Genomic DNA, 26,621 nt, shown 5'->3' on the forward strand with positions numbered 1-26,621 from the left:
TTAGAAATCCGCGTCCCAATCCACCTTCATCTCGCCCGCGGCCAGGTCGACGGCCAACACGCATTGCTCCGTATAGGGCAACAGGCGTTCGCGATCATCCAGGCTGCCAGCGCAAGGCTTGACCACCATGACATCGTTCGAGCCGGTCTCCAGCAGGTGATCGATTTTTCCGAACAGTTGTCCGTGCGTATCGATGACCTTGAGACCTTCCAGCTGGTACCAGTAGTACTCGCCGTCGGTCAGTTCAGGGAACAGGTTGCGCGGCACGCAGATCTCATAACCGGCCAGAAGACGAGCTTCTTCGCGATCATCGAGACCCTTGAGCTTTGCGACCAGGAACTTGTCATTCCCGCGTCCGCTGACCAGCTCTACCTGCTTTACATTACCGTCACGCTTGAGCGTCCAGGTTTTGTAGTCCAGCAGGTTTTTAATCGGATCAGTAAAGGAGTACACCTTCACTTCGCCGCGAACGCCGTGAACAGAATAAATCTTGCCGATAACGATCAAATCATCAGCAATGGCTGGCGTCGCGTTCATATTGCTCAGGCCGCAGCCTTAGCAGATTCCTTCAACAACTGAGCAACGCGCTCAGAAGGTTGTGCACCAACGCTCAGCCAGTAGGCTACGCGCTCTTGGTTCACGGACAGACGAACTTCCTGACCACGGGCAACAGGGTTGAAGTAGCCAACCTGTTCCTTGTGCGAACCGTCGCGCGGGTTGCGGCTGTCGGTTACGGTCAAGTGGTAAAACGGGCGCTTTTTGGAGCCGCCAAGGGCAAGACGGATTGTTAGCATGTGAACATCGTTCCTGTAGTCGGTGCTGCAAATCTAAAGGCACAGCGGGCATGGGTGCCCGAAAGGCCGCATATTCTAAGGAATATCCGGACTTTTGCAAATGACTTTTTCCGGCGGTCTATCGGCCGCCATGCAGATTTGCTATAGAGCCGTCGTTGAAAACGGCCGGTCAGCTCCCGCCAAGTGCGGGTTTGCTGGAGATCCCGCTTCCTTGCGGGTCTGCGCCGGTGCGATGACCGGCGCGGATTCTTCTGTCCAGTCTCGCCAATAATGCTCATATTTTGGCGAGTGACTGTGGACCTCAGGCAAGGCGCCGCGACGAGTCATAGCTGGCTATGGCGAGGAGCGGCAACGCAGCATGAGGTCCACAGGCGCCGCCAAAATTGAGCAGTATTGGCGTGACTGGACACTAAATCTTTGGCATGCCGCCGCCGGGCAACATTCCGCCCATGCCGCGCATCATCTTGGCCATTCCGCCTTTTGCGGAGAACTTCTTCATCATCTTCTGCATCTGCTTGTGCTGCTTGATCAAGCGGCCGATGTCCTGCACCTGGGTGCCGGAACCCATGGCGATCCGGCGCTTGCGCGAACCACTGATCATCTCAGGGTCACGGCGCTCGGCCGGGGTCATGGAGTTGATGATGGCTTCCATCTGCTTGAATTGCTTCTCTGCCGCACCCTGGGCGTTGCCCATTTGCGCCAGGTTCACGCCACCCATGTTCGGCAGCTTGTCCATGAGCCCGCCGAGGCCGCCCATGTTCTTCATCTGTTGCAGCTGATCGCGGAAGTCTTCGAGGTCGAAGCCCTTGCCCTTCTTCAGCTTCTTGGCCAGTTTGTCGGCCTTGTCCTTGTCGAGGGTCGCTTCTGCCTGCTCGATCAGACTGAGCACGTCGCCCATGCCGAGGATGCGCGAGGCGATACGCTCAGGATGGAACGGATCGAGCGCTTCGCTCTTCTCGCCCATACCGATGAACTTGATCGGCTTGCCGGTGATGGCGCGCACCGACAGTGCGGCACCGCCACGGGCGTCACCGTCGACCTTGGTCAGGATCACACCGGTCAGCGGCAATGCATCGCCGAAGGCCTTGGCCGTGTTGGCGGCGTCCTGGCCGGTCATGGCGTCGACCACGAACAGGGTTTCGACCGGGTTGATCGCGGCGTGCAGGGCCTTGATCTCGCCCATCATCTCTTCATCGATGTGCAGGCGACCGGCGGTATCGACGATGACCACGTCGATGAATTTGAGTTTGGCTTCTTTAATAGCCGCTTGCGCGATCGCGACCGGCTTCTGGCTCAGGTCGGACGGGAAGAAGGTAACGCCGACTTCACCGGCGAGCATTTCCAGCTGTTTGATCGCCGCTGGACGATAAACGTCGGCGGACACGACCATGACCGACTTCTTCTTGCGCTCTTTAAGGAAGCGCGCGAGCTTGCCGGCGGTGGTGGTTTTACCAGCGCCCTGCAAACCTGCCATGAGGATGACCGCTGGCGGCACTGCGCTCAGGTTCAAATCTTCGTTGGCCGCGCCCATCAGGCTTTCGAGTTCGGCCTGGACGATCTTCACGAAGGCCTGGCCCGGCGTCAGGCTGCGTGACACCTCTGTGCCGACGGCGCGTTCCTTGACCGAATTGACGAAGTCCTTGACCACCGGCAGGGCGACGTCGGCTTCGAGCAACGCCATGCGCACTTCGCGCAGGGTGTCTTTGATGTTGTCTTCAGTCAGCTTGGCCTTGCCGGTGACATGGCGCAGCGTCTGCGAGAGACGGTCGGTTAAGTTTTCAAACATTGCGCGATCCTTTCAGGCCCTGTGTAGACCGGGATAATGGCGGCCCGGACCGGACTAAACGTGTGCTCGGCGAGCCTGCGGCGTGGGCAGGTCGCGGATTATAGCGAAGACTGCGGCCGGCGGACACCTCGCCGTCGGGTTGCGCGGTCTTTCGTGTGGCGGGGGTTCTATGCCAAACTCAGCGACTTTCGGGCTTGCCTAACAGGATTTATGCTCCCCTTGTCACCCAGCTTGCTAACTACTCTCGCCGCCGCCTGCTTGTACGCCGCTGCGACCATTTACCAGGGCACTCGCCTGGCGTCCGGCGCCAAGGTCAACAAACGCCTGCTGGTCATGCTCGGCGTGCTCGCCGTATTGGCCCACAGCGTCAGCCTGCTCACCCACCTGCTGACCCCGACCGGCCTGGCCCTGGACTTCTTCAGTGCCGCCAGCCTGATAGCCGTGGCGGTCATCGCACTGACCCTGCTGGCCTGCTCGCGGATTCCGGTGGAGAACCTGCTGGTCCTGCTGCTCCCGCTTGGGGCCTTGACCGTGTTGCTGGCGCATTTTGCCCCCGCCGGCACGGTACAGATCATCAATGAGGAGCCGGGCATCCTCGCCCACATCCTGCTTTCGATTCTGGCCTATGGCATGTTCACCATCGCGGTGTTCCAGTCCTTGCTGCTGCTGATTCAAGACCACCAGCTCAAGCACAAACACCCATCCGGGCTGATCAAGAACTTCCCGCCGCTGCAAACCATGGAAAGCCTGCTGTTCGGTTTCCTCTGGGCCGGCTGGACGCTGTTGTCGCTGTCGCTGATTTCCGGCTGGCTGTTCGTCGAGAACCTGTTCGCCCAGCATCTGGTGCACAAAACACTGCTGGCCTGCCTGGCCTGGGTCGTTTTCAGCGTGCTGCTGTGGGGACGCAATCGCCTTGGCTGGCGCGGGCACAAAGCCATTCGCTGGACCCTGGCCGGTTTTTGCCTGCTGATGCTGGCGTATTTCGGCAGCAAGCTGGTTCGTGAATACATCCTGCATATCTGACGGGCGGCATTAATGGACGACTTGCCCATAGGGCCGATGCTCGCGGTAGTGACCCTGCTGGTTTTATGGTCAGGGCTGTTTACCGCCATCGAAGCGGCGCACCAGCATTTGCTGGCCCAGCGCACCGCAACGCGTTCCAGCGACAAACCGGTAGCGAAACTCAGCTTCCCACTGGCCAGCCTGATTTTTTGCAACACCCTCTGCCGTGCACTCGTGGTGGTCATCAGCACCTTGCTGGCCTTGTTCACCTGGGCCGAGAACGGCCCGTGGGTCGCCTGCCTCGGAGCGGGCGCCATGTTGCTGGTGTTTTCCGACTATTTGCCACGCGCCCTCGCCACCCGCTATCCGGATGCGATCCTGGCCCAGGGCAACAACCTGCTGCGGTTGCCGCTGAAAATCATCTATCCCGCGGCATGGCTGCTCAACAGCATCAGTCAGCTGCTGACGCGCCCATTCGCCCGTAAAGCCAAAGTGGTGCAACAAAGCGAGGACGAAACGCTGACGGAGCGGCATGCGCCCTCCGAAACCGCAAGCCGCCCCCACCCGCTGCCAGGCATCCACGCGCTGGACAACATTACCGTCAATGACATCCTGGTACCGCGTAGCGACGTGGACGGCATCAATCTCGATGACTCCATCGAGGAAATCATCGAACAACTGCGCCACAACAAGCGCACGCGCCTGCCGGTGTTCCACAGTGATATCAACCAGGTCGAAGCCGTCCTCAACACCCGACACATCCTTCACTTGCTGCCCGATGCGAGCCTGACCAGGGAAGCGTTGCTGGCAGCCAGCCACGAGCCGTACTTCGTGCCGGAAAGTACCCCGTTGCAACTGCAACTGCTCAACTTTCACAAGCAGCAGCGGCGCCTGGGCATGGTGGTCGACGAATACGGCGAAGTGCTGGGCATCGTCACCCTGGAAGACATTCTCGAAGAAATCGTCGGCGAGTTCGAAAGTCAGCAGAGCCTGGACAACCCACACATTCATCCGCAAGCCGACGGACGCCTGGTGATCGACGGTGCCGCGTCCATTCGCGAGCTGAACAAGAGCCTCGGCTGGCACCTGCCCAGCGATGGCCCGAAAACCCTGAACGGTCTGGTCACCGAGGCCCTGGAAACCATTCCCGAAAGCGCGGTGTGCCTGAAGATCGGTCGGTATCGCCTGGAAATTCTCGAGACCGAGGAAAACCGTGTCACGCGAGTGCTGATCTGGCAGACCAGCCCGATGCCTGTCGTTATCTAAAACCCGACACAAATCCCTGTCCTCGCAAGCCCTCTTGTTCGATCGTTAGCCACCTTCCTATAATCGAAACGCTTACCCAAGCCTCGCCGGCCCCGTGCTTACCCCGCACTTCGCAGCATCCGGCCTGTCCACCAGCAAAGTCCGCAACAAACCGACGACTGTTCCTACCTTGAACAGCGACCGTGCCTCCGCCCACATCCCTGGGTTCTCGACCATAATAATTCGCTCCACTGGAGCACATGACTGTCAGGGATAACCGCATGACGACCAGCACGACTTACAGCGACTCCACACCTGCGCAACCGACGAACTCCGCCACCCGCGTGGCCACCGCAAGCTTCATCGGTACCGCCATCGAGTTCTACGACTTCTACGTCTATGCCACCGCCGCCGCGCTAGTGATCGGCCCGGTGTTCTTTCCGCAGACATCCGGCACCGCCCAGATGCTTTCGGCTTTTCTCACGTTCGGCATCGCCTTCCTTGCACGCCCCTTGGGTTCGGCCCTTTTCGGTCACTTCGGCGACCGTATCGGCCGCAAGTCGACCCTGGTCGCCTCGCTGCTGCTGATGGGCGTGTGCACCACGCTGATCGGCGTGCTGCCGGGATACGACAGCATTGGCGCCTGGGCACCGATCCTGCTTTGCGTCCTGCGCTTCGGCCAAGGCCTTGGATTGGGCGGCGAATGGGGCGGCGCGGCATTGCTGGCCACGGAGAACGCGCCGAAAGGCAAGCGCGCGTGGTTCGGCATGTTCCCGCAGCTGGGTCCATCCATCGGCTTTCTGGCGGCCAACGGCCTGTTCCTGACCCTGGCCGTGGTGCTGGATGACGAACAGTTCCGCTCATGGGGCTGGCGTATTCCGTTCCTGCTCAGCGCCGCACTGGTGATGGTCGGCCTATACGTTCGTCTCAAGCTGCATGAGACCCCGGTGTTCGCCAACGCCATGGCGCGCCAGGAACGGGTAAAGATCCCCCTGTTCGAGCTGTTCGGCCAATACTGGGTACCCGTCTTGCTGGGCGCCGGCGCGATGGTCGTGTGCTACGCGCTGTTTTACATCTCCACCGTGTTTTCCCTGAGTTACGGCGTGGCAACGCTCGGCTACAGCCGCGAAACCTTCCTCGGCCTGTTGTGCTTCGCGGTGTTGTTCATGGCTGCCGCCACCCCGCTGTCGGCCTGGGCCAGCGACCGTTATGGGCGCAAGCCGGTGCTGATCATCGGCGGTGTGCTGGCGATCCTGTCCGGCTTCCTCATGGAACCACTGTTGACCCAGGGCTCGACCTGGGGCGTGGCGTTGTTCCTGTGCATCGAACTGTTTCTGATGGGTGTGACATTTGCGCCTATGGGGGCGTTGCTGCCGGAGCTGTTCCCCACCCACGTGCGCTACACCGGCGCCTCGGCGGCCTACAACCTGGGCGGTATCGTCGGTGCTTCCGCGGCGCCGTTCTTCGCCCAGAAACTGGTGGCGATGGGCGGGTTGAGTTATGTCGGCGGTTATGTATCCGCGGCGGCGGTGCTGAGTTTGATCGCGGTGCTGTGCCTGAAGGAAACGCGACATAACGATTTGAATCAGGTCGCCTGACAGATTGCTTTCGCGGGCAAGCCCGCTCCCACAGGTTTTTTGTCGAACCACTATTTTGTGATCGACACTGATCCTGTGGGAGCGTGGCTTGCCCGCGATGGCGTCATTGCAGACAAAACACTCCCCGAAAAACCACAACTTTTCCCCCACCCATTGTCACCTCGCTCTACGCGCATGGGCTCATCCCCGCTATACTTCCCGGCTTTTCCTGAATAAATGCCAATAGGGTCCCGCCGCGCATGGATAAGACCTACCAGCCGCACGCCATTGAAACTTCCTGGTACAACACCTGGGAGTCAGAGAATTACTTCGCCCCGCAAGGCGCGGGCGAGTCCTACACCATCATGATCCCGCCGCCGAACGTCACCGGCAGCCTACACATGGGTCACGGCTTCAACAACGCGATCATGGACGCCCTGATCCGTTTCCGCCGCATGCAGGGTCGCAACACCCTGTGGCAGCCGGGTACCGACCACGCCGGTATCGCCACGCAGATGTTGGTGGAGCGTCAGCTCGAAGCCAAGGGCCAGAGCCGCCATGACCTGGGCCGCGAGAAATTCCTCGAGAAAGTCTGGGAGTGGAAAGATGAGTCCGGTGGCAACATCAGCCGTCAGATCCGTCGTCTCGGTTCGTCCGTAGATTGGAGCCGCGAGCGCTTCACCATGGACGACGGCCTCTCGGAGGCCGTTAAAGAGGCTTTCGTCCGCCTGCACGAAGACGGCCTGATCTACCGCGGCAAGCGCCTGGTCAACTGGGACACCAAGCTGCACACGGCGATTTCCGACCTCGAAGTGGAAAACCACGACGAGAAAGGTTTCCTGTGGAACCTGAAATACCCGCTGGCCGACGGCGCCAAGACCGCTGAAGGCAACGACTTCCTGATCGTCGCGACCACTCGCCCGGAAACCATGCTCGGCGACTCCGCCGTGGCCGTTAACCCGAACGATGAACGCTACAAAGCCCTGATCGGCAAATTTGTCGAGCTGCCGCTGGTTGGCCGCCGCATCCCGATCATCGCCGACGATTATTGCGACCCTGAATTCGGCACCGGCTGCGTGAAAATCACCCCGGCCCACGACTTCAACGACTATGAAGTCGGCAAGCGTCACAACCTGCCGCTGCTGAACATCTTCGACAAGAACGCATCGGTCCTGCCGGCTTGTCAGGTGTTCAACCTCGACGGCACGCTGAACGAAACCATCGACGGCAAGATCCCGGCCGAATACGCCGGTCTCGACCGCTTCGAAGCGCGCAAGCAGATCGTGGCCGCGTTCGACGCCGCCGGCCTGTTGGTCAGCGTTGACGATCACGCCCTGAAGGTGCCGAAAGGCGACCGCTCCGGCACCGTCATCGAGCCTTGGCTGACCGACCAGTGGTACGTGTCCACCAAACCTTTGGCCGAGCCTGCGATTGCCGCCGTTGAAGACGGCCGTATCCAGTTCGTGCCGAAACAGTACGAAAACATGTACTTCTCGTGGATGCGCGACATCCAGGACTGGTGCATCAGCCGCCAGTTGTGGTGGGGCCACCGGATTCCGGCCTGGTACGACGAGTCGGGCAAGGTCTACGTCGGTCGCGACGAAGCCGAAGTGCGGGCCAAGCACAACCTCGGCCCGGACGTTGCGCTACAACAGGACAACGACGTTCTCGACACCTGGTTCAGCTCGGGCCTGTGGACGTTCTCCACCCTCGGCTGGCCGGAAAAAACCGAGTTCCTGAAGAAATTCCACTCCACCGACGTCCTGGTGACTGGCTTCGACATCATTTTCTTCTGGGTTGCCCGGATGATCATGCTCACCATGCATTTGGTGAAAAACGAAGACGGCACTCCGCAGGTTCCGTTCAAGACCGTCTACGTCCACGGCCTGGTGCGCGATGGCCAGGGCCAGAAGATGTCCAAGTCCAAGGGCAACGTCCTGGACCCGCTGGACATCATCGACGGCATCGAACTCGAAGCCCTGGTGCAGAAGCGCACCTCCGGCATGATGCAGCCGAAACTGGCGAAGAAGATCGAGAAGCAGACCCGCGACGAGTTCGCCGAAGGCATCGCCAGCTACGGCACCGACGCCCTGCGCTTCACCTTCTGCTCGCTGGCGTCCACCGGTCGTGACATCAAGTTCGACATGGGCCGCGTCGAAGGCTATCGCAACTTCTGCAACAAGATCTGGAACGCGGCGCGCTACGTACTGGACAAGGGCGAAGACTGCGGCCAGAACGGCGAAGCCTTTGAGCTGTCCCTGGCTGACCGCTGGATCATTTCGCAGCTGCAGCGCACCGAAGCCGAAGTGACCCGCCAGCTTGACCAGTTCCGTTTCGACCTGGCAGCACAAGCCTTGTACGAGTTCATCTGGAACCAGTATTGCGACTGGTACCTGGAACTGTCCAAGCCTGTGTTGTGGGACGAGAACGCTCCGGTCGAACGCCAGCGCGGCACCCGTCGCACCCTGGTTCGCGTACTGGAAGTCGCCCTGCGCCTGGCGCACCCGTTCATGCCGTTCATCACCGAAGAAATCTGGCAGCGCATCGCGCCGCTGGCCGGCATCGAAGGCAAGACGATCATGCTGCAACCTTGGCCAGTGGCCAACGAAACACGCATCGATCAGGCGGCCGAAGATGACATCGAATGGCTCAAGGGCCTGATGCTCGGCACCCGCAACATCCGCGGCGAAATGAACATCGGCCCGGGCAAACCGCTGCCGCTGTTCCTGAAGAACGTCAGCGCCGAGGACCAGCGTCGCCTGACCGAGAACGAAGCCCTGCTGAAGAAGCTGGCGCGCCTGGAATCGATCACCGTACTGGCTGCTGGTGAAGAAGCACCGCTGTCCGCCACCGCGCTGGTCGGCGAGATGGAAGTACTGGTGCCAATGGCCGGCTTGATCGACAAAGGTGCGGAACTGGCGCGTCTGGACAAGGAAATCCAGCGTCTGCAAGGTGAAGTGCAACGAGTCGGCGGCAAGCTGTCCAACGCCGGTTTCGTTGACAAGGCACCAGCTGAAGTCATCGAGAAAGAACGCGCCAAACTGGCCGAGGCCGAACAGGCCCTGGGCAAGCTGGCCGAGCAGCATGCGCGGATTGCCAGTTTGTAACGGCGAGTCGCAATGAAAAAGGGAGGCCAGCAATGGCCTCCCTTTTTTGTGCCTGCTGTCCCATTTTCCCAAACGCCAAAAATCCCCTGTGGGAGCGAGCTTGCTCGCGACGAGGCTATAACATTCAACATCAATATTGACTGACCGACCGCCATCGCGAGCAAGCTCGCTCCCACAAGGGACAGCGGTGTTTGCCACAATTGGGTTCACACGGGCCGGATGTGGGACAATGCCCGCCACTTTTAGCCATACCCGAATCGACCACCGCCATGACCGCCCCCCGCTCCCCCAAGCCTGCGCGCAAAAAGCCTGCCCCGAAGACCCCGGCCACGGCCGTCGCCCCGAAGGAAAAGGCCAGCCTGCACCCGCGCAATCGCCATCAGGGTCGCTACGACTTTCCGGCGCTGATCAAAAGTGCCCCGGAACTGAAGAAATTCGTAATCATCAATCCGTACGGCAAGGAAAGCATCGACTTCGCCAGCCCGGAAGCCGTGCGGGTGTTCAACCGAGCGCTGCTCAAGTCGTTCTATGGCATCGCTCACTGGGACATTCCGGCCGACTACTTGTGCCCACCGGTGCCAGGCCGCGCCGATTACGTGCACTTCCTCGCCGACCTGCTGGCCAGTGGCAATGACGGTGTAATCCCCCGTGGCGCCGCCGTGAAGGTGCTGGACATCGGCATGGGCGCCAACTGCGTGTATCCGCTGATCGGTTACAGCGACTATCGCTGGCAGTTCCTCGGTTCCGATATCGATGCGACCGCCATCGCCGCGGCGAAGGCCATCATTCAATCCAATGGCCTGAACAAAGCGATCCAGGTACGCCAGCAGAGCAACCCTAAGCAGATCCTCACCGGCCTGCTGGAGAGCGCAGAGCGGTTCGACCTGACCATGTGCAACCCGCCATTCCACGCCTCGCTGGACGAGGCCACACGGGGTAGCACACGCAAATGGCGAGCCCTGGGCAAGGCCGATCCGAAACGCAAGCTGCCGGTATTGAACTTTGGCGGCCAAGCGGCGGAATTGTGGTGTGAGGGCGGAGAAGTGCGTTTCGTCACGCAACTGGTCAGCGAGAGTGTGCAGGTGGCGCAACAAGTGCTGTGGTTCAGCACACTGGTGTCGAAGGCGTCGAACCTGCCGGCGATCCAGGCGGCCCTGAACAAGGCTGGCGCGCTGGACAGTCAGGTAGTGGAAATGGGTCAGGGACAGAAGCAGAGCCGCTTCGTGGCGTGGACTTTCCAGACTCCAGTCCAGCAACAGGTTTGGCGCGAACGTTGGGCGCCTAAAAACTAAAACACGTCCACCTGCAGGAGCGAGCCTGCTCGCGAAAAACCTGAGAGCAACGCGTTCATTCAGACTGCCCGCGTTATCGTTTGCGCCCATCGCGAGCAGGCTCGCTCCTACAATCGCAGGCACAAAAAAACCGTGCCCGGATCGCTCCGGTGCACGGTTTTTTTTAACAAGTCTTACTTGTTAACAGCGTCGGTCAGGCCTTTGGCCACAACCAGCTTGATCACTTTCTTGGCAGCGATTTCGATGGCAGCGCCAGTCGAAGGGTTACGGCCAGTACGGGCAGGGCGCTCAGTCACTTTCAGCTTGCCGATACCTGGCAGAGTGATTTCGCCGCCGTTTTCCAGCTGATCGGCAACGATTTGGCCCAGTTGGTCCAGAGCGTTACGCGCGGTGGTTTTCGGCGCGTCGATAGCTTCAGCGATGTCGGCGATCAGTTGGTCTTTAGTAAGAGCCATTTAGTGTTCCTTCCCTATCAAATTCATATGGATTGCAGAGTGCAATGTCAGCTATCGAGCCCGATCTTCTGGATCTGGCACCCTCGGCCAAATAACCTCGGGATCGGGGTTATAGATACCGAAATCAGGGTTTGGTTCGACCTGACAAATGCTGACTGCACGCTTAACGCAGTGACTTCGCGCAAGACCGGGCAAAGCTAGCACAGAGACGGGGAAATATCCGCCTCCAGCTACCCATTTGGTCAGCTTTATTGCTCTAAATCGGGAAAAAATCGCATAAGCGCCGCCGGTCGCCCGGGAATTGGCCTTCGCACCGCGCCAAAACCAGTGGTTGCGGTACACTGGGCGCTTTTTCGGGGGAGCGCGCCCTCCTCTCTTCATTCAGCCGAGAAGCCCATGCCGATCCGTCATTGCATCGTCCACCTGATCGACAAAAAACCCGACGGCACACCTGCAGTTCTCCACGCCCGCGACTCTGAACTGGCTGAGTCTGCGGCCATCGAGAACATGCTCGCCGACCTCAACGAAAGCTATAACGCCAAACAGGGTAAAGCCTGGGGCCTGTTCCATCCGGAATCCGGCGCGTTCCCGTTCAGCGGCTGGCTGAAGGAGTACCTCGAGGGCGGTCAGGATTTCACTGCGTTCAGCCGCGTGGCGGTCGAGCATCTGCAGAAACTGATGGAGGAGTCGAACCTGTCGGTCGGCGGCCACGTGCTGTTCGCACACTATCAGCAAGGCATAACCGACTACCTGGCCATCGCGCTGCTGCACCACAGTGAAGGCGTGGCCGTAACCGACGAACTGGACGTGACCCCATCCCGCCACCTCGACCTTGGCCAGTTGCACCTGGCGGCGCGGATCAACGTTTCCGAGTGGCAGAACAACAAACAATCCAAGCAGTACATTTCGTTCATCAAAGGCAAGAACGGCAAAAAGGTTTCGGAGTATTTCCGCGACTTCATTGGCTGCCAGGAAGGCGTCGACGGTCCGGGTGAAACCCGCACCCTGCTCAAGGCCTTCAGTGATTTCGTTGAAAGCGAAGACCTGCCGGAAGACGACGCCCGCGAGAAGACCAAGACCCTGGTGGATTACGCCAGTAGCCAGGCCAAGCTCGGTGAGCCGATGGGCCTGGAAGAGTTGTCGGGGCTGATCGACGAAGAACGCCCGAAGGCTTTCTACGATCACATCCGCAACAAGGATTACGGCCTCTCGCCGGAAATCCCGGCCGATAAACGCACCCTGAACCAGTTCCGCCGATTCACTGGTCGCGCCGAAGGCCTGTCGATCAGTTTCGAAGCACACCTGCTGGGCTCGAAGATCGAGTACGACGAGGAAGCCGGCACGTTGATCATCAAGGGCCTGCCCACTTCGCTCACCGATCAGCTGAAGCGTCGCAACTGATGCTCGGCGGCGTACTGAAGAAATTCCTGCTGATCCTGCTGGTGGTCGTGGCCTATCAGAACTGGGGCAAGATCGAGCGGGTGTTCAATCCATCGCAAGTGGTGTCGGCGCAGACGCAGGCCAAGGCCAACGTTGTGCTCTACGCCACCGAATGGTGTGGTTACTGCAAGCTGACCCGGCGCTTCCTCGACCAGAAAGGCATTGCGTACAAGGAGTTCGACATCGAGAAGGATGCTGCCGCGCGCGAGGACTATCAGGCGCTGGGCGGTGGGGGCATTCCGATCATCGATGTGAACGGGACGCTGATTCGCGGGTATGACCCGGATGCGATTCTGGCTGCGTTGAAGTAACTCTGTAGGAGCGAGCTTGCTCGCGATGAGGCCAACACAGCCAACAATTTTGTCGAATGTCAGTCCGCCATCGCAAGCAAGCTCGCTCCCACAAAGTTTTTTCAGCAGGCTTCTATCCGGAAACCGAACCGCGGGAAGTGCACATGCACCACACCGCCGCGCTCGTCCTCGCGCCGTACAATCAGTTCTTCGCGGCCGGCAAACAACAACTCCCCTGCCACTGGATCCACACCGTAGTCCGTGGCTGCGATCACTACCTGCTGCCCTGCCTTGAATCCATTGGGATCGACGAATTGCTCATCCGGCAAAGCCGCTGGCGTGGACGTGCGCGCCACTGCCAGAGCCTCCTCGGAGCTCATCTCGCTGGATGCGCCATGACCGAAGCCCAATACCCGCGCATGCCATGCATTGACTGCCGGATAAGCTTCGACCAGCGGAGCCGTCACCGGCGTGGCCTTGAGGAACCAGAGGCAATGAGCCAGGGCGAAGTCGGCAATCGACGGCTCGCCAAACAGGTAGTCACCCTCCTCGCGCTGCAACTGTTGCTCCAGACGCGACATGATCGTCGGCCACTGGTGCTTCGCCTGTTCGGTAGACAATTTTGTCGCGCTACCACCACTGAACAAACCGGCGCGGTCGGCCAGAAACGCCTTGATCGCTTCCTGCGGTAAATTACCGAAACGCACGGCAATCGATTCCGGCTGGAACACCAGGCTCACCGCATGCTGGAACACCACCGAATCAGCCCAGGCGGCAAAGGACGCAGCGATCATTTCCTGACCTTCCGGGAAGAACGCCGGCAAGGCCTTTTCCTGCTCCAGTCGCCGGGCAATCAATGCCGTGTCGCAATAGATATCGGCACCGACCTGCAACACCGGTGTCTTGCGATAGCCACCGGTCAACGCCGTGAGATCCGGTTTTGGCATCACTGGCGAGATCTTCACCGAGCGCCAGGACAAGCCCTTGAAGCCCAGCAGCAGGCGGGCCTTCTCGGCAAAGGGGGACGTCGGGTAATGATGCAGAATCAACTCGGACATGCTCGGCTCCGCCGCAAGGATCAGGAGTCCGCAGCTTAGCGCGCAATCACCTGGCAGCCTACAGATCTGCCTGATGGGAACCGATCAGTCAGAGTGATAAGCCAGGGGCTGTGCTCGCTGCGCTCGCCACCAGGCATTCCTTGGCGCTCTTCTTGAGTTTCTTGATCAGCCGCTCCTGACGCAACGCATCGCTTTTGTCGCGACAGCGTTCGGTGTAGACCAGGGCCATGGCCGGGCTGGAAAGAAAGAATCGCGCGCCCTTGCCGCTTTGATGCTTGGCGAAGCGACGCACGGGATCATCGCTGATCCCACAATAGAGCGAACCGTTGGCCGCGCGAACGAGGTAGACGAACCAGGTTTTGCTCGCGGGGGTGTCGGCGTCGACAGGGCTTTCGCTGAGGGTGGTCACGTAACGATCAGGGCTTGAAGGAAAACAAGCCGCGATCTTATCAGCGACTGGCCTGGAATGCCTTCAGCCCCTTCAGGGCCTGTGAGCGAACGGCGTTGCGAACAAGTGGCGTCCAGCCCAGCAGCAGACCTTTGAAACCCAGGGCCTGGCGTGACCATGTCCACAGGTCGAAACTGTCGTGATGTTCGCAAATCTTGCCATCGCGAAAGACAAAGCGTGCCTGGATGTCATTGACCACGGTATTGCCAGTCTGGCTGAACAGATAGGTCGCGACCCAATGGGCGCTACCGATACGATCATCGGCACGGACATGATCGAAGGTCAGGGAGAAATCCTTGGCGCGGGTGGTGAGCATGCACCACATATCGCCAGCATCACGACCACGAAGCTCGCCGAACGCCGGGTCACTGAACACCACGTCATCGGTGTAGCAGGCAGCCATCGCCTCGCCGTCGAGACGCTGGAAGGCCTGGTAGAAACGGGTGATCAAGGCGCTGTGGACTTCACTCATGGGCAGACTCCCTGTTGTGCAATGGGTATCGAAAGATTGCCTGCACGATAGTCTGCAAATGGGTCGAACACTATCGGCATTCGCAAGACGAATACCGACAGTGTGCGGGAATCAGACCTTTTCGCTTTCGACCTGCACGTACAACGCACGTCCGGCCCCCAGGCCGGCGAGGATCGCACCTAAGCCGATGACACCGAAGATCCAGCCCACGGCCGTCCAGCCGCCGGTCCAGTCATGCACGATGCCGACCGCGAACGGCCCCATGGACGCCAGGGTGTAACCGAAGCCCTGGGCCATGCTCGACAGGTTCGCCGCAACGTGGGAGTCCCGCGAGCGCAGCACGATCAGAGTCAATGCCAGGCTGAACGTGGCGCCCTGCCCCAGCCCCAGCACAATCGCCCAGCCCCACAGACCTTCAATCGGGGCGTACAGGCAACCGAACAGACCGCCGAGGGTCAGGGCCATCACGATCACAATCGCCAGGCGTTGATCCTTGCCGCGCGTCGCCAGCCATGGCGCGGCGAGGGAGCTGACCAGTTGAACGATCACCGAACCCGACAGCACCAGACCGGCCTGGGTCGGAGTCAGGCCGCGTCCGATCAGGATCGACGGCAACCAGCCGAATACGATGTAGGCCAGGGACGATTGCAGGCCCATGTACAAGGTCACTTGCCAGGCCAGCGGATCGCGCAGCAATCCGCGAACCCGGTAGGCGACGTTGTGCGCGCCGTGTTTCTGGCCGACTTGCGGCAACCAGAACAGTGCGGCCGCTAATGCCGGAATGACCCAGAAGCCGAGGCCCATCGCCCAATTCTTGTCGAAGTGTTCACTCAACGGCACGGTCGCACCCGCCGCCATCGCCGCGCCCAGGCACAGGGCCATGGTGTAGACACCGGTCATGGTCCCGGCCTGTTTCGGGAAGTCGCGCTTGACGATGCCCGGCAGCAATACGCCAATCACGCCGATGCTGGCACCGGCCAGCACACTGCCGGCAAACAGACCGATTTCACCGAACGAACTGCGCAGGATGATCCCGCCCGCCAGGGTCAGAAGAATGCCCAGCACCACCCGCTCCGCACCAAATCGCCGTGCCAGCACGGGTGCCAACGGCGCAAACAGGCCAAGGCAAAGCACCGGCAACGTGGTCAGCAACCCCGCCGCGGACGCCGACAAGCCAAGGGACTTCGAGACCTCGCTGAGCATCGGCGCCATGCTCGACAGCGCCGGGCGCAGGTTCAGCGCCACCAGAATCAGGCCCAGCAGCAACAGCCAGGGCCGGTGCAGAACCGGGTGAGCTTGCTGGACCTGTTCGTCATCGGCCTCGGCATCGATCAGCAACTCTTCCAGCTCGGCCGAACGTTTGAGGGCTGTGGATAACTCACTGCGGTGCATGGACTTCTCGGTTTCAAGGTTCATTGATCAACTGCCTCGACAGGGCTTTGGCTCGTTCCGGGTCGCGTTGCTCGACGGCATCGAGCAACTCGATATGCAGGTCGAACACTTCCTGACGGCGCGGGACGATGTTCAGGATCTGGCGCAATTGGGCGCCGACGACGCTGGAGAAATAGCGATACAACTCGCTGAGAGTCGGGTTGTGTGCGGCGTCCACCAGACGGCGGTGAAATACCAGGTCGCAGGCGATGTAGGTGTCGAGATCGCCGTGATAGTGGCTGCCGCTGACACTCAGGGCCTCGCGCAATGCCACCAGGTCTTCATCGGTTCGGCGCACTGCCGCCAGGCCAATGGCCTCGACTTCGAGGATGTGCCGGGTTTCCCGGGCCTGATCAAGAGAACAACGGGACAGCGCCTTCAAAGTATCGAGCGGATCGACCACCGCCCGCAGGTAACTGCCATCGCCCTGACGGATTTCGATCAACCCGGAAAACGCCAACACGCGCATGGCTTCGCGCACGGTGTTGCGACTGATGCCCAGCTCGGCGGACAACTCAGGCTCGGTGGGCAAGCGCTGGCCCACGACCCAGGTGCCCTGGTTGATGCGCAGGCGCAACTGATCCAGGGCCTGATCGACCAGGGATCGCTTCACTAATGGAGAAATTTCTGACATGGAATTCGCCCTTTCATCCAATCATAGGATGAATTTTCTGACATGTTAGTCAACATATCCCAGAACGGCAACAGCCCCCTTGTAGGAGCGAGCTTGCTCGCGATGGTCGTCAACGATAACGCTGGTTGGCAGGCACCCCGCGGCGTTCTCCAGTCCATCGCGAGCAAGCTCGCTCCTACAGGGGTATGAGTTTTCCGCAGACAAAAATAAACCCGGAACTCAGTCCGGGTTTATTTCAGTGCCAGGGGCTGATCAATGCAGGATCTGGCTCAGGAACAGCTTGGTGCGCTCGTTCTGCGGCTTGTCGAAGAAGTCGTTCGGCGCAGCCTGTTCGACGATTTCGCCCTTGTCCATGAAGATCACGCGGTTGGCCACGGTGCGCGCGAAGCCCATTTCATGGGTCACGCAGAGCATGGTCATGCCGTCTTCGGCCAGGCCGATCATGGTGTCCAGTACCTCTTTCACCATCTCCGGGTCGAGTGCCGACGTCGGTTCGTCGAACAGCATGATCTTCGGCTTCATGCACAGCGCGCGAGCGATCGCCACACGCTGTTGCTGACCGCCGGACAGTTGCCCCGGGTACTTGTGCGCCTGCTCCGGAATGCGTACGCGTTCCAGGTAGTGCATGGCAATTTCCTCGGCCTTGCGCTTGGGCATCTTGCGCACCCACATCGGCGCCAGGGTGCAGTTCTGCAAGATGGTCAGGTGCGGGAACAGGTTGAAGTGCTGGAACACCATGCCGACTTCACGGCGGATCGCTTCGATCTGCTTGAGGTCGTTGGTCAGCTCCACGCCATCGACCACGATGCGGCCCTGCTGGTGCTCTTCCAGACGGTTGAGGCAGCGGATGGTGGTGGACTTTCCGGAACCCGACGGGCCGCACAGCACGATACGCTCGCCCTGCTTGACGTTGAGGTTGATGTCCTTGAGTACGTGAAACTGACCGTACCACTTGTTCACGCCCTGCATCTGAATAATGCCTTCAGGGCTCACAGGCGGTTTGATTGCTTCGCTCATCACAAAACTTCCTAAATTAGGTAGCGACTTAGCGCTTGTGGCCAGTGTCGAGCTTGCGTTCCAGATGCATGGAATAGCGCGACATACCAAAACAGAAAATCCAGAACACCAGGGCGGCGAACACATAGCCTTCGGTGGCCATGCCCAGCCATTTCGGGTCGGCGGCGGCTTGCTTGACGCTGTTGAGCAAGTCGAACAGGCCGATGATGATCACCAGGCTCGTATCCTTGAACAGCGCAATGAAGGTGTTGACGATGCCGGGGATCACCAGTTTCAGGGCCTGCGGCAGAATCACCAGACCCATGCTGCGCCAGTAACCCAGGCCCATCGCCGCCGCCGCTTCGTACTGTCCCTTGGGAATTGCTTGCAGACCACCGCGCACCACTTCGGCCACGTAGGCCGACTGGAACAGGATCACGCCGATCAGCGCCCGCAGCAGCTTGTCGAAGTTCATGCCTTCCGGCAGGAACAACGGCAGCATCACCGAGGACATGAAAAGCACCGTGATCAACGGCACGCCGCGCCAGAACTCGATGAAGGTCACGCAGACCACGCGAATCGCCGGCATGTTCGAACGACGGCCCAGCGCCAGGACGATCCCCAGTGGCAACGCACCGGCGATGCCGACGGTGGCAATCACCAGGGTCAGCATCAGGCCGCCCCACTGGCTGGTCGCCACGGCGTCCAGACCCAATACGCCGCCATGCAGCAGACACCAGGCAATAATCGGGTACAGCACCAGGAAGCTCAGCCCGTACACCGCCTTATGGTGAAAGCGCGAGATGAACAACGGCGCCACGCCGACAATCGCCAGCCACACCGTCAGGTCCACGCGCCAGCGCAGTACCGGCGGGTAGTAGCCGTACATGAACTGGCCGAAGCGCTGTTGGATGAACACCCAGCAGGCGCCCTCCTTCGTGCAGTCGGCCTGGCTGGTGCCGACCCAGTTGGCGTCAAGGATCGCCCACTGCAGGATCGGCGGTACCACCAGGTAGATGAGGTAGAACGCAAACAGGGTCAGCAGGGTGTTGAGCCAGCTGGAGAACATGTTCGCGCGCATCCACGCCATCGGGCCGAAGACCTTGGCCGGCGGTGGCATGTCGGGTTTGAAAGTATGAGTACTCATGCGCTTTTCCTTACCGCTCGATCAGCGCAATGCGCTTGTTGTACCAGTTCATCAGCAGGGAAATGCTGATACTGATCGCCAGGTACACGCTCATGGTGATGGCAATCACCTCGATCGCCTGGCCGGTCTGGTTGAGCACGGTCCCGGCAAACAGCGAGACCATTTCCGGATAACCGATACCGGCCGCCAGCGAGGAGTTCTTCGCCAGGTTCAGGTATTGGCTGGTCAGCGGCGGGATGATCACGCGCAGGGCTTGCGGGATGATCACCTTGCGCAGGGTCGGACCGTTGCGCAGGCCGAGGGAGTGCGCCGCTTCGGTCTGGCCGTGGCTGACCGACTTGATGCCCGAACGCACGATCTCGGCGATGAACGCCGCGGTGTACACGGTCAAAGCCAGCGTCAGCGCCAGCAGTTCCGGGATCAACACCCAGCCGCCGACGAAGTTGAAGCCTTGCAGCTTCGGCATTTCCCAGTGCACCGGTGCACCGAAAATCAGCGCGCACAGCGCAGGGATGACCAGGAAAATCGCCAGGCCAACCCAGAACTTGTGGAACGGCACACCGGTGGCTTCGAAGCGCTTGGTGGCCCAGCGGCTCATCAGCACGATGGCGACGATGGCGACTACAACACTGGTCATAAACGGCCAGAAGCCGTCCGCCATCAACGCAGCCGGCATGTTCAGGCCACGGCTGCTGACGAAGAAGGTGTCGCCGAAGTTATGACTGTTGCGCGGCCCCGGCATGGTCAGGAACACCGCGAAGTACCAGAACAGTATCTGCAGCAGCGGCGGAATGTTGCGGAAGACTTCCACATATACCGTCGCCAGTTTGGCGATGATCCAGTTCTTCGACAGCCGCGCCACACCCACGATGAAACCCAGGATCGTCGCCAGGATCACGCCGATGAAGGTCACCAGCAAGGTGTTGAGCAGACCAATGACAAACACCCGGGCGTATGTGTCCGCTTCGGTGTAGTCGATCAGGTGTTGAGCGATGCCGAAACCGGCACTGCGCTCCAGAAAGTCGAAACCGGAGGTAATGCCCCGGTGTTGCAGGTTGGTCTGGGTGTTATCGAACAGATACCAGCCCAGCGAGACCACCGCGATAATCGTGATGATCTGGAATACCCAAGCACGCACGCGTGGATCGCTGAGGCTGAGCCTCTGCTTTGGTGCGCCGATTGAATTTTGCATGAAGTGCCCCGGAAATAATGGAACAGAACATCACCCGGTGGTTGGCCCACCGGGTGATAGAACCATCAGCGCACTGGTGGTGCGTATTGAATGCCGCCAGCGTTCCACAGAGCGTTCAGCCCGCGGTCGATTTCCAGCGGAGTGCTCTTGCCGAGGTTTTTCTCGAACACTTCGCCGTAGTTGCCGACTTGCTTGATGATCTGCACGACCCAGTCTTTCTTCACTTTCAGGTCTTTGCCGTATTCACCGTCGGTACCCAGCAGACGGGCAACGTCAGGGTTCTTGGTGCCCTTGGCTTCGGCTTCGACGTTCTTCGAAGTGATGCCGGCTTCTTCAGCGTTGAGCATGGCGTAGCCAGTCCAGCGCACGATGGCCAGCCACTCGTCGTCGCCATTACGCACGACCGGGCCCAGAGGCTCCTTGGAAATGGTTTCCGGCAGAACCACGTAGTCCTTCGGCGAAGCCAGCTTGCTGCGCTGGGCGAACAGCTGGGATTTGTCGGAGGTCAGTACGTCGCAACGACCGGATTCCAGCGACTTGGCGCTTTCGTCGGAGGTGTCGAAGGTGATCGGGGTGTATTTCAGGCCGTTGCCACGGAAGTAGTCGGAAACGTTCAGCTCGGTAGTAGTACCGGCCTGGATGCAGATGGTTGCACCGTCCAGTTCCTTGGCGCTCTTGACGCCCAGCTTGTTGTTTACCAGGAAGCCGATACCGTCGTAGTAGGTAATGAAGCCCGGGAATTTCAGGCCCATGCCCGCGTCACGGGAGCTGGTCATGGTGGTGTTGCGCGACAGAATGTCGATTTCGCCGGACTGCAGCGCGGTGAAGCGCTCCTTGGCGTTCAACTGGCTGAACTTGACCTTGGTCGCGTCGCCGAAGACTGCCGCCGCTACTGCACGGCAGTAGTCAGCATCGATACCCACGATCTTGCCGGTGGAATCCGGAACCGAGAAGCCTGGCAAGCCATCGCTGACGCCACACTGCACGAAACCTTTCTTCATCACTGCATCCAGGGTTGCGCCCGCCTGGGCAAACCCGCTGACACCGAGTACTGCGGCTGCAGTCACGATAGCCAGGGTGGATTTCAACATCTTCATTCAAACCTCCAGTTTTGCTCTTGTTGTGTCGGAGCGTGAGTCCTGTCGCACCCTTTTGAGGCGTAGTCGACCCGTGTTGGCTTGTTTTGGGGGTCAACCGACGTAAGACGTTAGCTATGAGTCTAGTAGGAGAAAATCCACGTCATGGAAAACTCACTCTCACCAGTCGGCCGAACGGGCTGTAGCCCTTTCACGTTCGCGAAGCCCCATATCGGCCTTTGGCGAACATCCATCACCGGATTCTTTTCAATCCCACTAATAACCTTGGCCTGATAGTGTTACCGACAGGCGTGGGATTTTTCATACAGACTTCGCCATAGCAAAGCCCGTACCACACTGCTCTCCGAAGCGGTTCAGCTGCAGGTCAATAGCAAAACTTGTAACCTTGCGACATCTTCGTAACTGATCAACCAGACACGCACTCAGCCTTAGCACTCAATAAGAGCGCACGCACACTTTTGGAGCAGCCATGACCAACCCCTTGATTCTTGAACCCGTCAAGACCGCAGATGCCTGCGTTATCTGGCTGCACGGCCTGGGTGCCGATCGCTACGACTTCCTGCCAGTGGCCGAAGCCCTGCAGGAAACCCTGTTGAGCACCCGCTTTGTTTTGCCCCAGGCGCCGAGCCGCGCCGTCACCATCAATGGCGGATACGAGATGCCGAGTTGGTACGACATATTGGCCATGAGCCCCGCGCGCGCGATCAACCGCGAGCAATTGGAAGAATCTGCCAACTGGATCATCGAACTGATCGAAACGCAGAAGGCCAGCGGAATAGACGCCTCGCGGATTTTCCTGGCAGGTTTTTCACAGGGTGGTGCGGTGGTGCTCCACACCGCGTTTCTGAAATGGCAGGGACCACTGGGTGGCGTACTCGCCCTCTCCACTTATGCACCGACTTTCAGTGACCAACTGGAAATGTCCGCCAGCCAGCAGCGCATTCCAGTGCTGTGCCTGCACGGCCAGTACGACGATGTGGTGCAGAACTCGATGGGGCGCAGCGCCTACGAGCATTTGAAGCTGCGTGGTGTCACCGTGACATGGCAGGAATACCCAATGGGTCACGAAGTGTTACCTGAAGAAATTCGCGACATCGGCGTCTGGCTCGCCGAGCGCTTGCGTTAAGCATTTCTGTTTAAAAGCGCCCTTTGATCCATCCCACTACGCCGCGCCCGATTCTTGCATTACACTGCCCGGCGTACATTCCTTAACCAATTGATGAGATGACCGTGCTCAAAGCACTCAAGAAAATGTTCGGTAAAAGCGAGACTGAGCAACTCGCGCCAGTCCCCAGCGCTCCGTCTCACGCTCCCGGCCACCGCACCGACGGCAATCAGTCTGAACGGACCGCCACCACGACTGCACCCAAGCACGAGCCGAAGACCGTAGAAGACGCCCAGCCTGCGGCGATCACAGCCCCGGAGCAGCCGCGCAGCGACACGCCGAAACCCGCCAAACCGCGCCGCGAACCCAAGCCCAAGGCACCGGTCATCCCATGGAAACTCGAAGACTTCGTCGTCGAACCCCAGGAAGGCAAGACCCGCTTCCACGATTTCAAACTCGCCCCTGAACTGATGCACGCCATCCAGGATCTGGGCTTCCCGTATTGCACGCCGATCCAGGCACAGGTGCTGGGCTTCACCCTCGCGGGCAAAGACGCCATCGGCCGCGCCCAGACCGGTACCGGCAAGACCGCTGCGTTCCTGATCTCGATCATCACCCAGTTGCTGCAAACCCCGCCGCCGAAAGAGCGCTACATGGGTGAGCCACGGGCACTGATCATCGCGCCGACCCGCGAACTGGTGGTGCAGATCGCCAAGGACGCCGCCGACCTGACCAAGTACACCGGCCTCAACGTCATGACGTTCGTCGGTGGCATGGACTTCGACAAGCAGCTCAAGCACCTCGAAGCCCGCCACTGCGACATCCTCGTGGCCACGCCGGGCCGCCTGCTGGACTTCAACCAGCGCGGCGACGTGCATCTGGACATGGTCGAAGTGATGGTGCTGGACGAGGCCGACCGCATGCTCGACATGGGCTTCATCCCGCAAGTGCGCCAGATCATTCGCCAGACGCCGCCGAAGTCCGAGCGCCAGACGCTGCTGTTCTCCGCGACCTTCACCGAAGACGTGATGAACCTGGCCAAGCAATGGACCACCGATCCGTCGATCGTCGAGATCGAGTCGCAGAACGTTGCCAACGAAAACGTCGAGCAGCACATCTACGCGGTGGCCGGTGCCGACAAGTACAAGCTGCTCTACAACCTGGTCAACGACAATGGTTGGGAGCGGGTCATTGTCTTCGCCAACCGCAAGGATGAAGTGCGGCGCATCGAAGAACGCCTGGTGCGCGACGGCATCAACGCCGCGCAACTGTCCGGCGACGTGCCGCAGCACAAGCGCATCAAGACCCTCGAAGGCTTCCGCGAAGGCAAGATCCGCGTGCTGGTCGCCACCGATGTGGCCGGTCGCGGTATCCACATCGACGGCATCAGCCACGTGATCAACTTCACCCTGCCGGAAGTGCCGGACGACTACGTGCACCGCATCGGTCGTACCGGTCGTGCGGGTGCCGATGGCGTATCCATCAGCTTTGCCGGTGAAGACGACTCCTACCAGCTACCGTCCATCGAGGAAAAGCTGGGGCGCAAGATCAGCTGTGAAACGCCACCGACGCATCTGTTGCGGCCCGTTGAACGCAAGCGTCCTCATTAAGCGACGCTGAAAAGACAAGCGCAGCCGGAAACGGACTGCGCTTTTTTTTCGCCCGGCTTTTTTTCAACAGGAGCTTGCTCGCGATAACTAAAAGTCCATAATAGACAAATTAGTTTATTTCCATCTCCGGAGCCGACCATGTCCAGCACGCCCCAAGTGATCCCCCAAGCCCAGGCTCGCGAGCTACTGGCGCAGGTCGATGTACCGCAGATCCTGCGCAAACTGTTCCGCGAGCTGGCCGCCGGGCAGGCCGTACAACCGGCGCAGCAACTGGTGGAGTTTCCACAGGGCGCGGGCGATTTCATCAACTACCTGGGCGTGTTGGCTGAAGACGGCGTGTACGGGATCAAGACGTCACCGTACATCGTCCGTGAACAGGGGCCGCTGGTGACTGCATGGACGCTGCTGATGTCGATGCAGACCGGCCAGCCGCTGTTGTTGTGCGATGCCGGAGAACTGACCACCGCGCGCACGGCGGCCACCACCGCCGTGGCGGTCGACGCCCTCGCGCCACTCACAGCCAATCGCCTGGCCATCATCGGCAGCGGTAAAGTGGCCCAGGCGCACCTGCACTATGTGAAAGGCCTGCGCGACTGGCAGAGCATCTGCCTGTACTCGCCGAGCTTGAGCGAAGATGCCGAAACCGTGAGCCTGCTGAAAAACATCGAGCCACGCCTGAACATCGTCGACAGTCGCGAAGCTGCCGTTCAGGACGCCGACGTGATCATGCTCTGCACCTCGTCCGCCGGTCCGGTGATCGATCCATCGAGCTTGCGCAAACCGGCGTTGATCACCTCCATCAGCACCAATGCGCCGCGTGCCCACGAAGTGCCGCCGCAGAGCCTCAACGACATGCAGGTGTTCTGCGACTATCGCCTGACCACCCCGGGCTCGGCCGGCGAAATGCTGATCGCCGCCGAACGGCACGGCTGGGACAAGGGCGCGATTGTCGGCGACCTGCCCGACCTGCTCAGCGAGAAGGTGCAGCGCCCCGACTACGACCGTCACGTGTTTTTCCGCTCCATCGGCCTGGGCCTGGAAGACATTGCACTGGCCAATGCGATCTATCGCCTATCTCACTGACACCACCACTCATCTGTGGGAGCGAGCTTGCTCGCGATAGCGTCAAGTCAGTCGACATCCATGCTGAATGATTGACCGCAATCGCGAGCAAGCTCGCTCCCACAGAAAATTTCTTCACCATAGGCATTTACGCCCCACCAGGAGACGTTCATGAGCCAGGCAGATTTCATCATCATCGGCGGCGGAATTGCCGGTGCTTCCACAGGTTTCTGGTTGTCGCAGCACGGCCGCGTGATCGTGCTCGAACGCGAATCCCATCCGGCCTATCACTCCACCGGCCGTTCGGCGGCGCTGTACACCGCGGCCTACGGCACCCCGCAAGTACGGGCGCTGACCCTGGCCAGCCGGGACTTTTTCGACAACCCGCCCAGCGGTTTCTGCGAACACCCGCTGCTGACCCCGCGGGGCGAAATGACCGTGGACCTGACCGGTGACCCGGACGAACTGAACAGGCAATACCAGAGCGCAAAAACCACGGTCCCGGAGATGCAATTGCTCGGCGCCGACGAGGCCTGCGCGCTGGTGCCGATCCTGCGCCGGGAAAAGGTCCACGGCGCCATCTACGACCCGACCGCCAGCGACATCGACACCGACGCCCTGCACCAGGGCTATTTGCGCGGTATCCGCCGCAACCAGGGCGAAGTGCATACCGACAGCGAAGTCGTCGACCTGAGCCGCGACGGCCAAGGTGTATGGCACGTTCAGACCAACAGCCAGACGTTCAGCGCGCCAATCATCATCAACGCCGCCGGCGCCTGGGCCGACAAGATCGGCGAACTGGCCGGCGCCAAACCGCTGGGCCTGCAACCCAAACGCCGTGCCGCGTTCATCTTCGCCGGCCCCGAAGGCGTGGACATCCACCATTGGCCGATGCTGGTCAGCCTCGACGAATCCTTCTACATGAAACCCGATGCCGGGATGTTCCTCGGCTCGCCGGCCAACGCCGACCCGGTGGACCCCCACGACGTGCAGCCCGAAGAGCTGGACATTGCCATGGGCATCTACCAGATCGAAGAAGCCACGACCCTGACCATTCGCCGCCCGACCCGCACCTGGGCCGGCCTGCGCAGCTTCGTCAGCGACGGCGACCTGTTGTCCGGCTTCGACCCACAGGTAGCGGGGCTGTTCTGGGTCGCGGCACAAGGCGGTTATGGCATCCAGACTTCGCCGGCCATGGGCCAGGCCAGCGCGGCACTGGTGCGCGGTGCAGCGTTGCCCGAGTCGCTCGGCCGTTTCGGCCTGAATGCCGAAATGCTCTCCCCTGCCCGCCTCGGCTGATCCTGATCCTCAGGTGACGTGTCCACACGATTACGGCACACTTTCAGCGCCCCTTTGATGGGGCGCTGACGCTGCCTGGAGT

Annotated in this window: 24 protein-coding genes; 11 read left to right on the forward strand and 13 right to left on the reverse strand. The window is 60.3% G+C overall.

Translation table 11 applies throughout. From position 1 onward, the window contains the following. From rimM to ffh, 3 genes are all read right to left on the reverse strand, one after another. Positions 1-537 (reverse strand): ribosome maturation factor RimM, encoded by a 537-nt coding sequence (gene rimM, locus AC1RS8_RS18065; protein WP_057713414.1) that lies wholly within the window; start codon positions 535-537, stop codon positions 1-3. 5 nt (positions 538-542) lie between these two features. After that, the gene (gene rpsP, locus AC1RS8_RS18070; protein WP_007972721.1) at positions 543-794 is read right to left on the reverse strand and encodes a 30S ribosomal protein S16; all 252 of its coding nucleotides are present in this window, start codon (positions 792-794) and stop codon (positions 543-545) included. A gap of 409 nt (positions 795-1,203) precedes the next feature. Continuing rightward, positions 1,204-2,580: a signal recognition particle protein gene (gene ffh / locus AC1RS8_RS18075; RefSeq protein ID WP_057713413.1), complete on the reverse strand. Its 1,377-nt coding sequence runs from the start codon at positions 2,578-2,580 to the stop codon at positions 1,204-1,206. 210 nt (positions 2,581-2,790) lie between these two features. On the opposite strand from ffh, the gene AC1RS8_RS18080 reads away from it, so the two are divergent. The 5 genes from AC1RS8_RS18080 to rlmF all read left to right on the forward strand — a co-directional run bounded on the left by AC1RS8_RS18080 (position 2,791) and on the right by rlmF (position 10,803). Beyond that, entirely contained in the window at positions 2,791-3,603 is an 813-nt protein-coding gene (locus AC1RS8_RS18080; protein WP_057713412.1) for a cytochrome C assembly family protein, read from the forward strand. Between the two features lie 12 nt (positions 3,604-3,615). Beyond that, positions 3,616-4,848 carry a transporter associated domain-containing protein gene (locus AC1RS8_RS18085; protein ID WP_057713411.1) on the forward strand — a complete coding sequence of 411 codons (1,233 nt, stop codon included), beginning with the start codon at positions 3,616-3,618 and terminating at the stop codon, positions 4,846-4,848. Between the two features lie 260 nt (positions 4,849-5,108). After that, positions 5,109-6,425, forward strand: coding sequence for an MFS transporter (locus AC1RS8_RS18090; protein ID WP_057713410.1), 1,317 nt, complete (start codon positions 5,109-5,111; stop codon positions 6,423-6,425). A gap of 239 nt (positions 6,426-6,664) precedes the next feature. After that, entirely contained in the window at positions 6,665-9,511 is a 2,847-nt protein-coding gene (locus AC1RS8_RS18095) for a valine--tRNA ligase (RefSeq protein WP_057713409.1), read from the forward strand. A gap of 269 nt (positions 9,512-9,780) precedes the next feature. After that, on the forward strand, positions 9,781-10,803 hold the full coding sequence (gene rlmF / locus AC1RS8_RS18100) for a 23S rRNA (adenine(1618)-N(6))-methyltransferase RlmF (RefSeq protein ID WP_057713408.1): 1,023 nt from the start codon (positions 9,781-9,783) through the stop codon (positions 10,801-10,803). Positions 10,804-10,976: 173 nt separating this feature from the next. Here the strand turns inward: rlmF and AC1RS8_RS18105 are convergent, their stop codons facing one another. Beyond that, positions 10,977-11,258: an HU family DNA-binding protein gene (locus AC1RS8_RS18105; protein ID WP_007905514.1), complete on the reverse strand. Its 282-nt coding sequence runs from the start codon at positions 11,256-11,258 to the stop codon at positions 10,977-10,979. Positions 11,259-11,654: 396 nt separating this feature from the next. On the opposite strand from AC1RS8_RS18105, the gene yejK reads away from it, so the two are divergent. Together yejK and AC1RS8_RS18115 are read left to right on the forward strand one after the other, a co-directional pair. After that, positions 11,655-12,659, forward strand: coding sequence for a nucleoid-associated protein YejK (yejK, locus tag AC1RS8_RS18110; RefSeq protein ID WP_349736452.1), 1,005 nt, complete (start codon positions 11,655-11,657; stop codon positions 12,657-12,659). Then, complete coding sequence (locus AC1RS8_RS18115; RefSeq protein WP_057713407.1) at positions 12,659-13,009, forward strand: glutaredoxin family protein; 351 nt, start codon at positions 12,659-12,661, stop codon at positions 13,007-13,009. The genes yejK and AC1RS8_RS18115 overlap by 1 nt, the downstream gene beginning before the upstream one ends. Before the next feature lie 101 nt (positions 13,010-13,110). Here AC1RS8_RS18115 and AC1RS8_RS18120 read toward each other — a convergent pair whose 3' ends face one another. The 9 genes from AC1RS8_RS18120 to AC1RS8_RS18160 all read right to left on the reverse strand — a co-directional run bounded on the left by AC1RS8_RS18120 (position 13,111) and on the right by AC1RS8_RS18160 (position 21,463). Beyond that, positions 13,111-14,046 carry a glutathione S-transferase family protein gene (locus tag AC1RS8_RS18120; RefSeq protein WP_489339181.1) on the reverse strand — a complete coding sequence of 312 codons (936 nt, stop codon included), beginning with the start codon at positions 14,044-14,046 and terminating at the stop codon, positions 13,111-13,113. A gap of 88 nt (positions 14,047-14,134) precedes the next feature. Then, positions 14,135-14,455: a GIY-YIG nuclease family protein gene (locus tag AC1RS8_RS18125; protein ID WP_349736453.1), complete on the reverse strand. Its 321-nt coding sequence runs from the start codon at positions 14,453-14,455 to the stop codon at positions 14,135-14,137. A gap of 40 nt (positions 14,456-14,495) precedes the next feature. Then, entirely contained in the window at positions 14,496-14,966 is a 471-nt protein-coding gene (locus tag AC1RS8_RS18130; RefSeq protein ID WP_057713404.1) for a nuclear transport factor 2 family protein, read from the reverse strand. A 111-nt stretch (positions 14,967-15,077) separates the two neighbouring features. Continuing rightward, the gene (locus AC1RS8_RS18135; protein ID WP_223501938.1) at positions 15,078-16,382 is read right to left on the reverse strand and encodes a CynX/NimT family MFS transporter; all 1,305 of its coding nucleotides are present in this window, start codon (positions 16,380-16,382) and stop codon (positions 15,078-15,080) included. Continuing rightward, the gene (locus AC1RS8_RS18140) at positions 16,372-17,031 is read right to left on the reverse strand and encodes a FadR/GntR family transcriptional regulator (RefSeq protein ID WP_489339182.1); all 660 of its coding nucleotides are present in this window, start codon (positions 17,029-17,031) and stop codon (positions 16,372-16,374) included. Before AC1RS8_RS18140 ends, AC1RS8_RS18135 begins: the two co-directional genes overlap by 11 nt. A gap of 252 nt (positions 17,032-17,283) precedes the next feature. After that, complete coding sequence (locus AC1RS8_RS18145) at positions 17,284-18,048, reverse strand: amino acid ABC transporter ATP-binding protein (RefSeq protein WP_489339183.1); 765 nt, start codon at positions 18,046-18,048, stop codon at positions 17,284-17,286. 28 nt (positions 18,049-18,076) lie between these two features. After that, positions 18,077-19,174 (reverse strand): amino acid ABC transporter permease, encoded by a 1,098-nt coding sequence (locus tag AC1RS8_RS18150; RefSeq protein WP_057713401.1) that lies wholly within the window; start codon positions 19,172-19,174, stop codon positions 18,077-18,079. A 10-nt stretch (positions 19,175-19,184) separates the two neighbouring features. Beyond that, positions 19,185-20,366, reverse strand: coding sequence for an amino acid ABC transporter permease (locus AC1RS8_RS18155; protein WP_407514545.1), 1,182 nt, complete (start codon positions 20,364-20,366; stop codon positions 19,185-19,187). 65 nt (positions 20,367-20,431) lie between these two features. Next, complete coding sequence (locus AC1RS8_RS18160) at positions 20,432-21,463, reverse strand: amino acid ABC transporter substrate-binding protein (protein ID WP_008018591.1); 1,032 nt, start codon at positions 21,461-21,463, stop codon at positions 20,432-20,434. A gap of 469 nt (positions 21,464-21,932) precedes the next feature. Here AC1RS8_RS18160 and AC1RS8_RS18165 point away from each other — a divergent pair, with 469 nt between their 5' ends. From AC1RS8_RS18165 to AC1RS8_RS18180, 4 genes are all read left to right on the forward strand, one after another. After that, positions 21,933-22,589, forward strand: coding sequence for an alpha/beta hydrolase (locus tag AC1RS8_RS18165; RefSeq protein ID WP_057713399.1), 657 nt, complete (start codon positions 21,933-21,935; stop codon positions 22,587-22,589). Positions 22,590-22,687: 98 nt separating this feature from the next. Next, positions 22,688-24,178: an ATP-dependent RNA helicase RhlB gene (gene rhlB, locus AC1RS8_RS18170; RefSeq protein WP_057713398.1), complete on the forward strand. Its 1,491-nt coding sequence runs from the start codon at positions 22,688-22,690 to the stop codon at positions 24,176-24,178. A gap of 138 nt (positions 24,179-24,316) precedes the next feature. Further along, positions 24,317-25,261 carry an ornithine cyclodeaminase family protein gene (locus AC1RS8_RS18175; RefSeq protein ID WP_057713397.1) on the forward strand — a complete coding sequence of 315 codons (945 nt, stop codon included), beginning with the start codon at positions 24,317-24,319 and terminating at the stop codon, positions 25,259-25,261. A gap of 150 nt (positions 25,262-25,411) precedes the next feature. Continuing rightward, entirely contained in the window at positions 25,412-26,539 is a 1,128-nt protein-coding gene (locus AC1RS8_RS18180; RefSeq protein WP_489339184.1) for an NAD(P)/FAD-dependent oxidoreductase, read from the forward strand. Positions 26,540-26,621: the final 82 nt, after the last annotated feature.

The organism is Pseudomonas sp. GW821-FHT12A04, assembly GCF_058807755.1.

Excerpts from the sequence above, each read along its gene's own strand:
- rimM (WP_057713414.1), bottom strand. The coding sequence starts at position 537 with ATGAACGCGACGCCAGCCATTGCTGATGATTTGATCGTTATCGGCAAG.
- rpsP (WP_007972721.1), bottom strand. The coding sequence starts at position 794 with ATGCTAACAATCCGTCTTGCCCTTGGCGGCTCCAAAAAGCGCCCGTTT.
- ffh (WP_057713413.1), bottom strand. The coding sequence starts at position 2,580 with ATGTTTGAAAACTTAACCGACCGTCTCTCGCAGACGCTGCGCCATGTC.
- AC1RS8_RS18080 (WP_057713412.1), top strand. The coding sequence starts at position 2,791 with ATGCTCCCCTTGTCACCCAGCTTGCTAACTACTCTCGCCGCCGCCTGC.
- AC1RS8_RS18085 (WP_057713411.1), top strand. The coding sequence starts at position 3,616 with ATGGACGACTTGCCCATAGGGCCGATGCTCGCGGTAGTGACCCTGCTG.
- AC1RS8_RS18090 (WP_057713410.1), top strand. The coding sequence starts at position 5,109 with ATGACGACCAGCACGACTTACAGCGACTCCACACCTGCGCAACCGACG.
- AC1RS8_RS18095 (WP_057713409.1), top strand. The coding sequence starts at position 6,665 with ATGGATAAGACCTACCAGCCGCACGCCATTGAAACTTCCTGGTACAAC.
- rlmF (WP_057713408.1), top strand. The coding sequence starts at position 9,781 with ATGACCGCCCCCCGCTCCCCCAAGCCTGCGCGCAAAAAGCCTGCCCCG.
- AC1RS8_RS18105 (WP_007905514.1), bottom strand. The coding sequence starts at position 11,258 with ATGGCTCTTACTAAAGACCAACTGATCGCCGACATCGCTGAAGCTATC.
- yejK (WP_349736452.1), top strand. The coding sequence starts at position 11,655 with ATGCCGATCCGTCATTGCATCGTCCACCTGATCGACAAAAAACCCGAC.
- AC1RS8_RS18115 (WP_057713407.1), top strand. The coding sequence starts at position 12,659 with ATGCTCGGCGGCGTACTGAAGAAATTCCTGCTGATCCTGCTGGTGGTC.
- AC1RS8_RS18120 (WP_489339181.1), bottom strand. The coding sequence starts at position 14,046 with ATGTCCGAGTTGATTCTGCATCATTACCCGACGTCCCCCTTTGCCGAG.
- AC1RS8_RS18130 (WP_057713404.1), bottom strand. The coding sequence starts at position 14,966 with ATGAGTGAAGTCCACAGCGCCTTGATCACCCGTTTCTACCAGGCCTTC.
- AC1RS8_RS18135 (WP_223501938.1), bottom strand. The coding sequence starts at position 16,382 with ATGAACCTTGAAACCGAGAAGTCCATGCACCGCAGTGAGTTATCCACA.
- AC1RS8_RS18140 (WP_489339182.1), bottom strand. The coding sequence starts at position 17,031 with ATGTCAGAAATTTCTCCATTAGTGAAGCGATCCCTGGTCGATCAGGCC.
- AC1RS8_RS18145 (WP_489339183.1), bottom strand. The coding sequence starts at position 18,048 with ATGAGCGAAGCAATCAAACCGCCTGTGAGCCCTGAAGGCATTATTCAG.
- AC1RS8_RS18150 (WP_057713401.1), bottom strand. The coding sequence starts at position 19,174 with ATGAGTACTCATACTTTCAAACCCGACATGCCACCGCCGGCCAAGGTC.
- AC1RS8_RS18155 (WP_407514545.1), bottom strand. The coding sequence starts at position 20,366 with ATGCAAAATTCAATCGGCGCACCAAAGCAGAGGCTCAGCCTCAGCGAT.
- AC1RS8_RS18160 (WP_008018591.1), bottom strand. The coding sequence starts at position 21,463 with ATGAAGATGTTGAAATCCACCCTGGCTATCGTGACTGCAGCCGCAGTA.
- AC1RS8_RS18165 (WP_057713399.1), top strand. The coding sequence starts at position 21,933 with ATGACCAACCCCTTGATTCTTGAACCCGTCAAGACCGCAGATGCCTGC.
- rhlB (WP_057713398.1), top strand. The coding sequence starts at position 22,688 with ATGACCGTGCTCAAAGCACTCAAGAAAATGTTCGGTAAAAGCGAGACT.
- AC1RS8_RS18175 (WP_057713397.1), top strand. The coding sequence starts at position 24,317 with ATGTCCAGCACGCCCCAAGTGATCCCCCAAGCCCAGGCTCGCGAGCTA.
- AC1RS8_RS18180 (WP_489339184.1), top strand. The coding sequence starts at position 25,412 with ATGAGCCAGGCAGATTTCATCATCATCGGCGGCGGAATTGCCGGTGCT.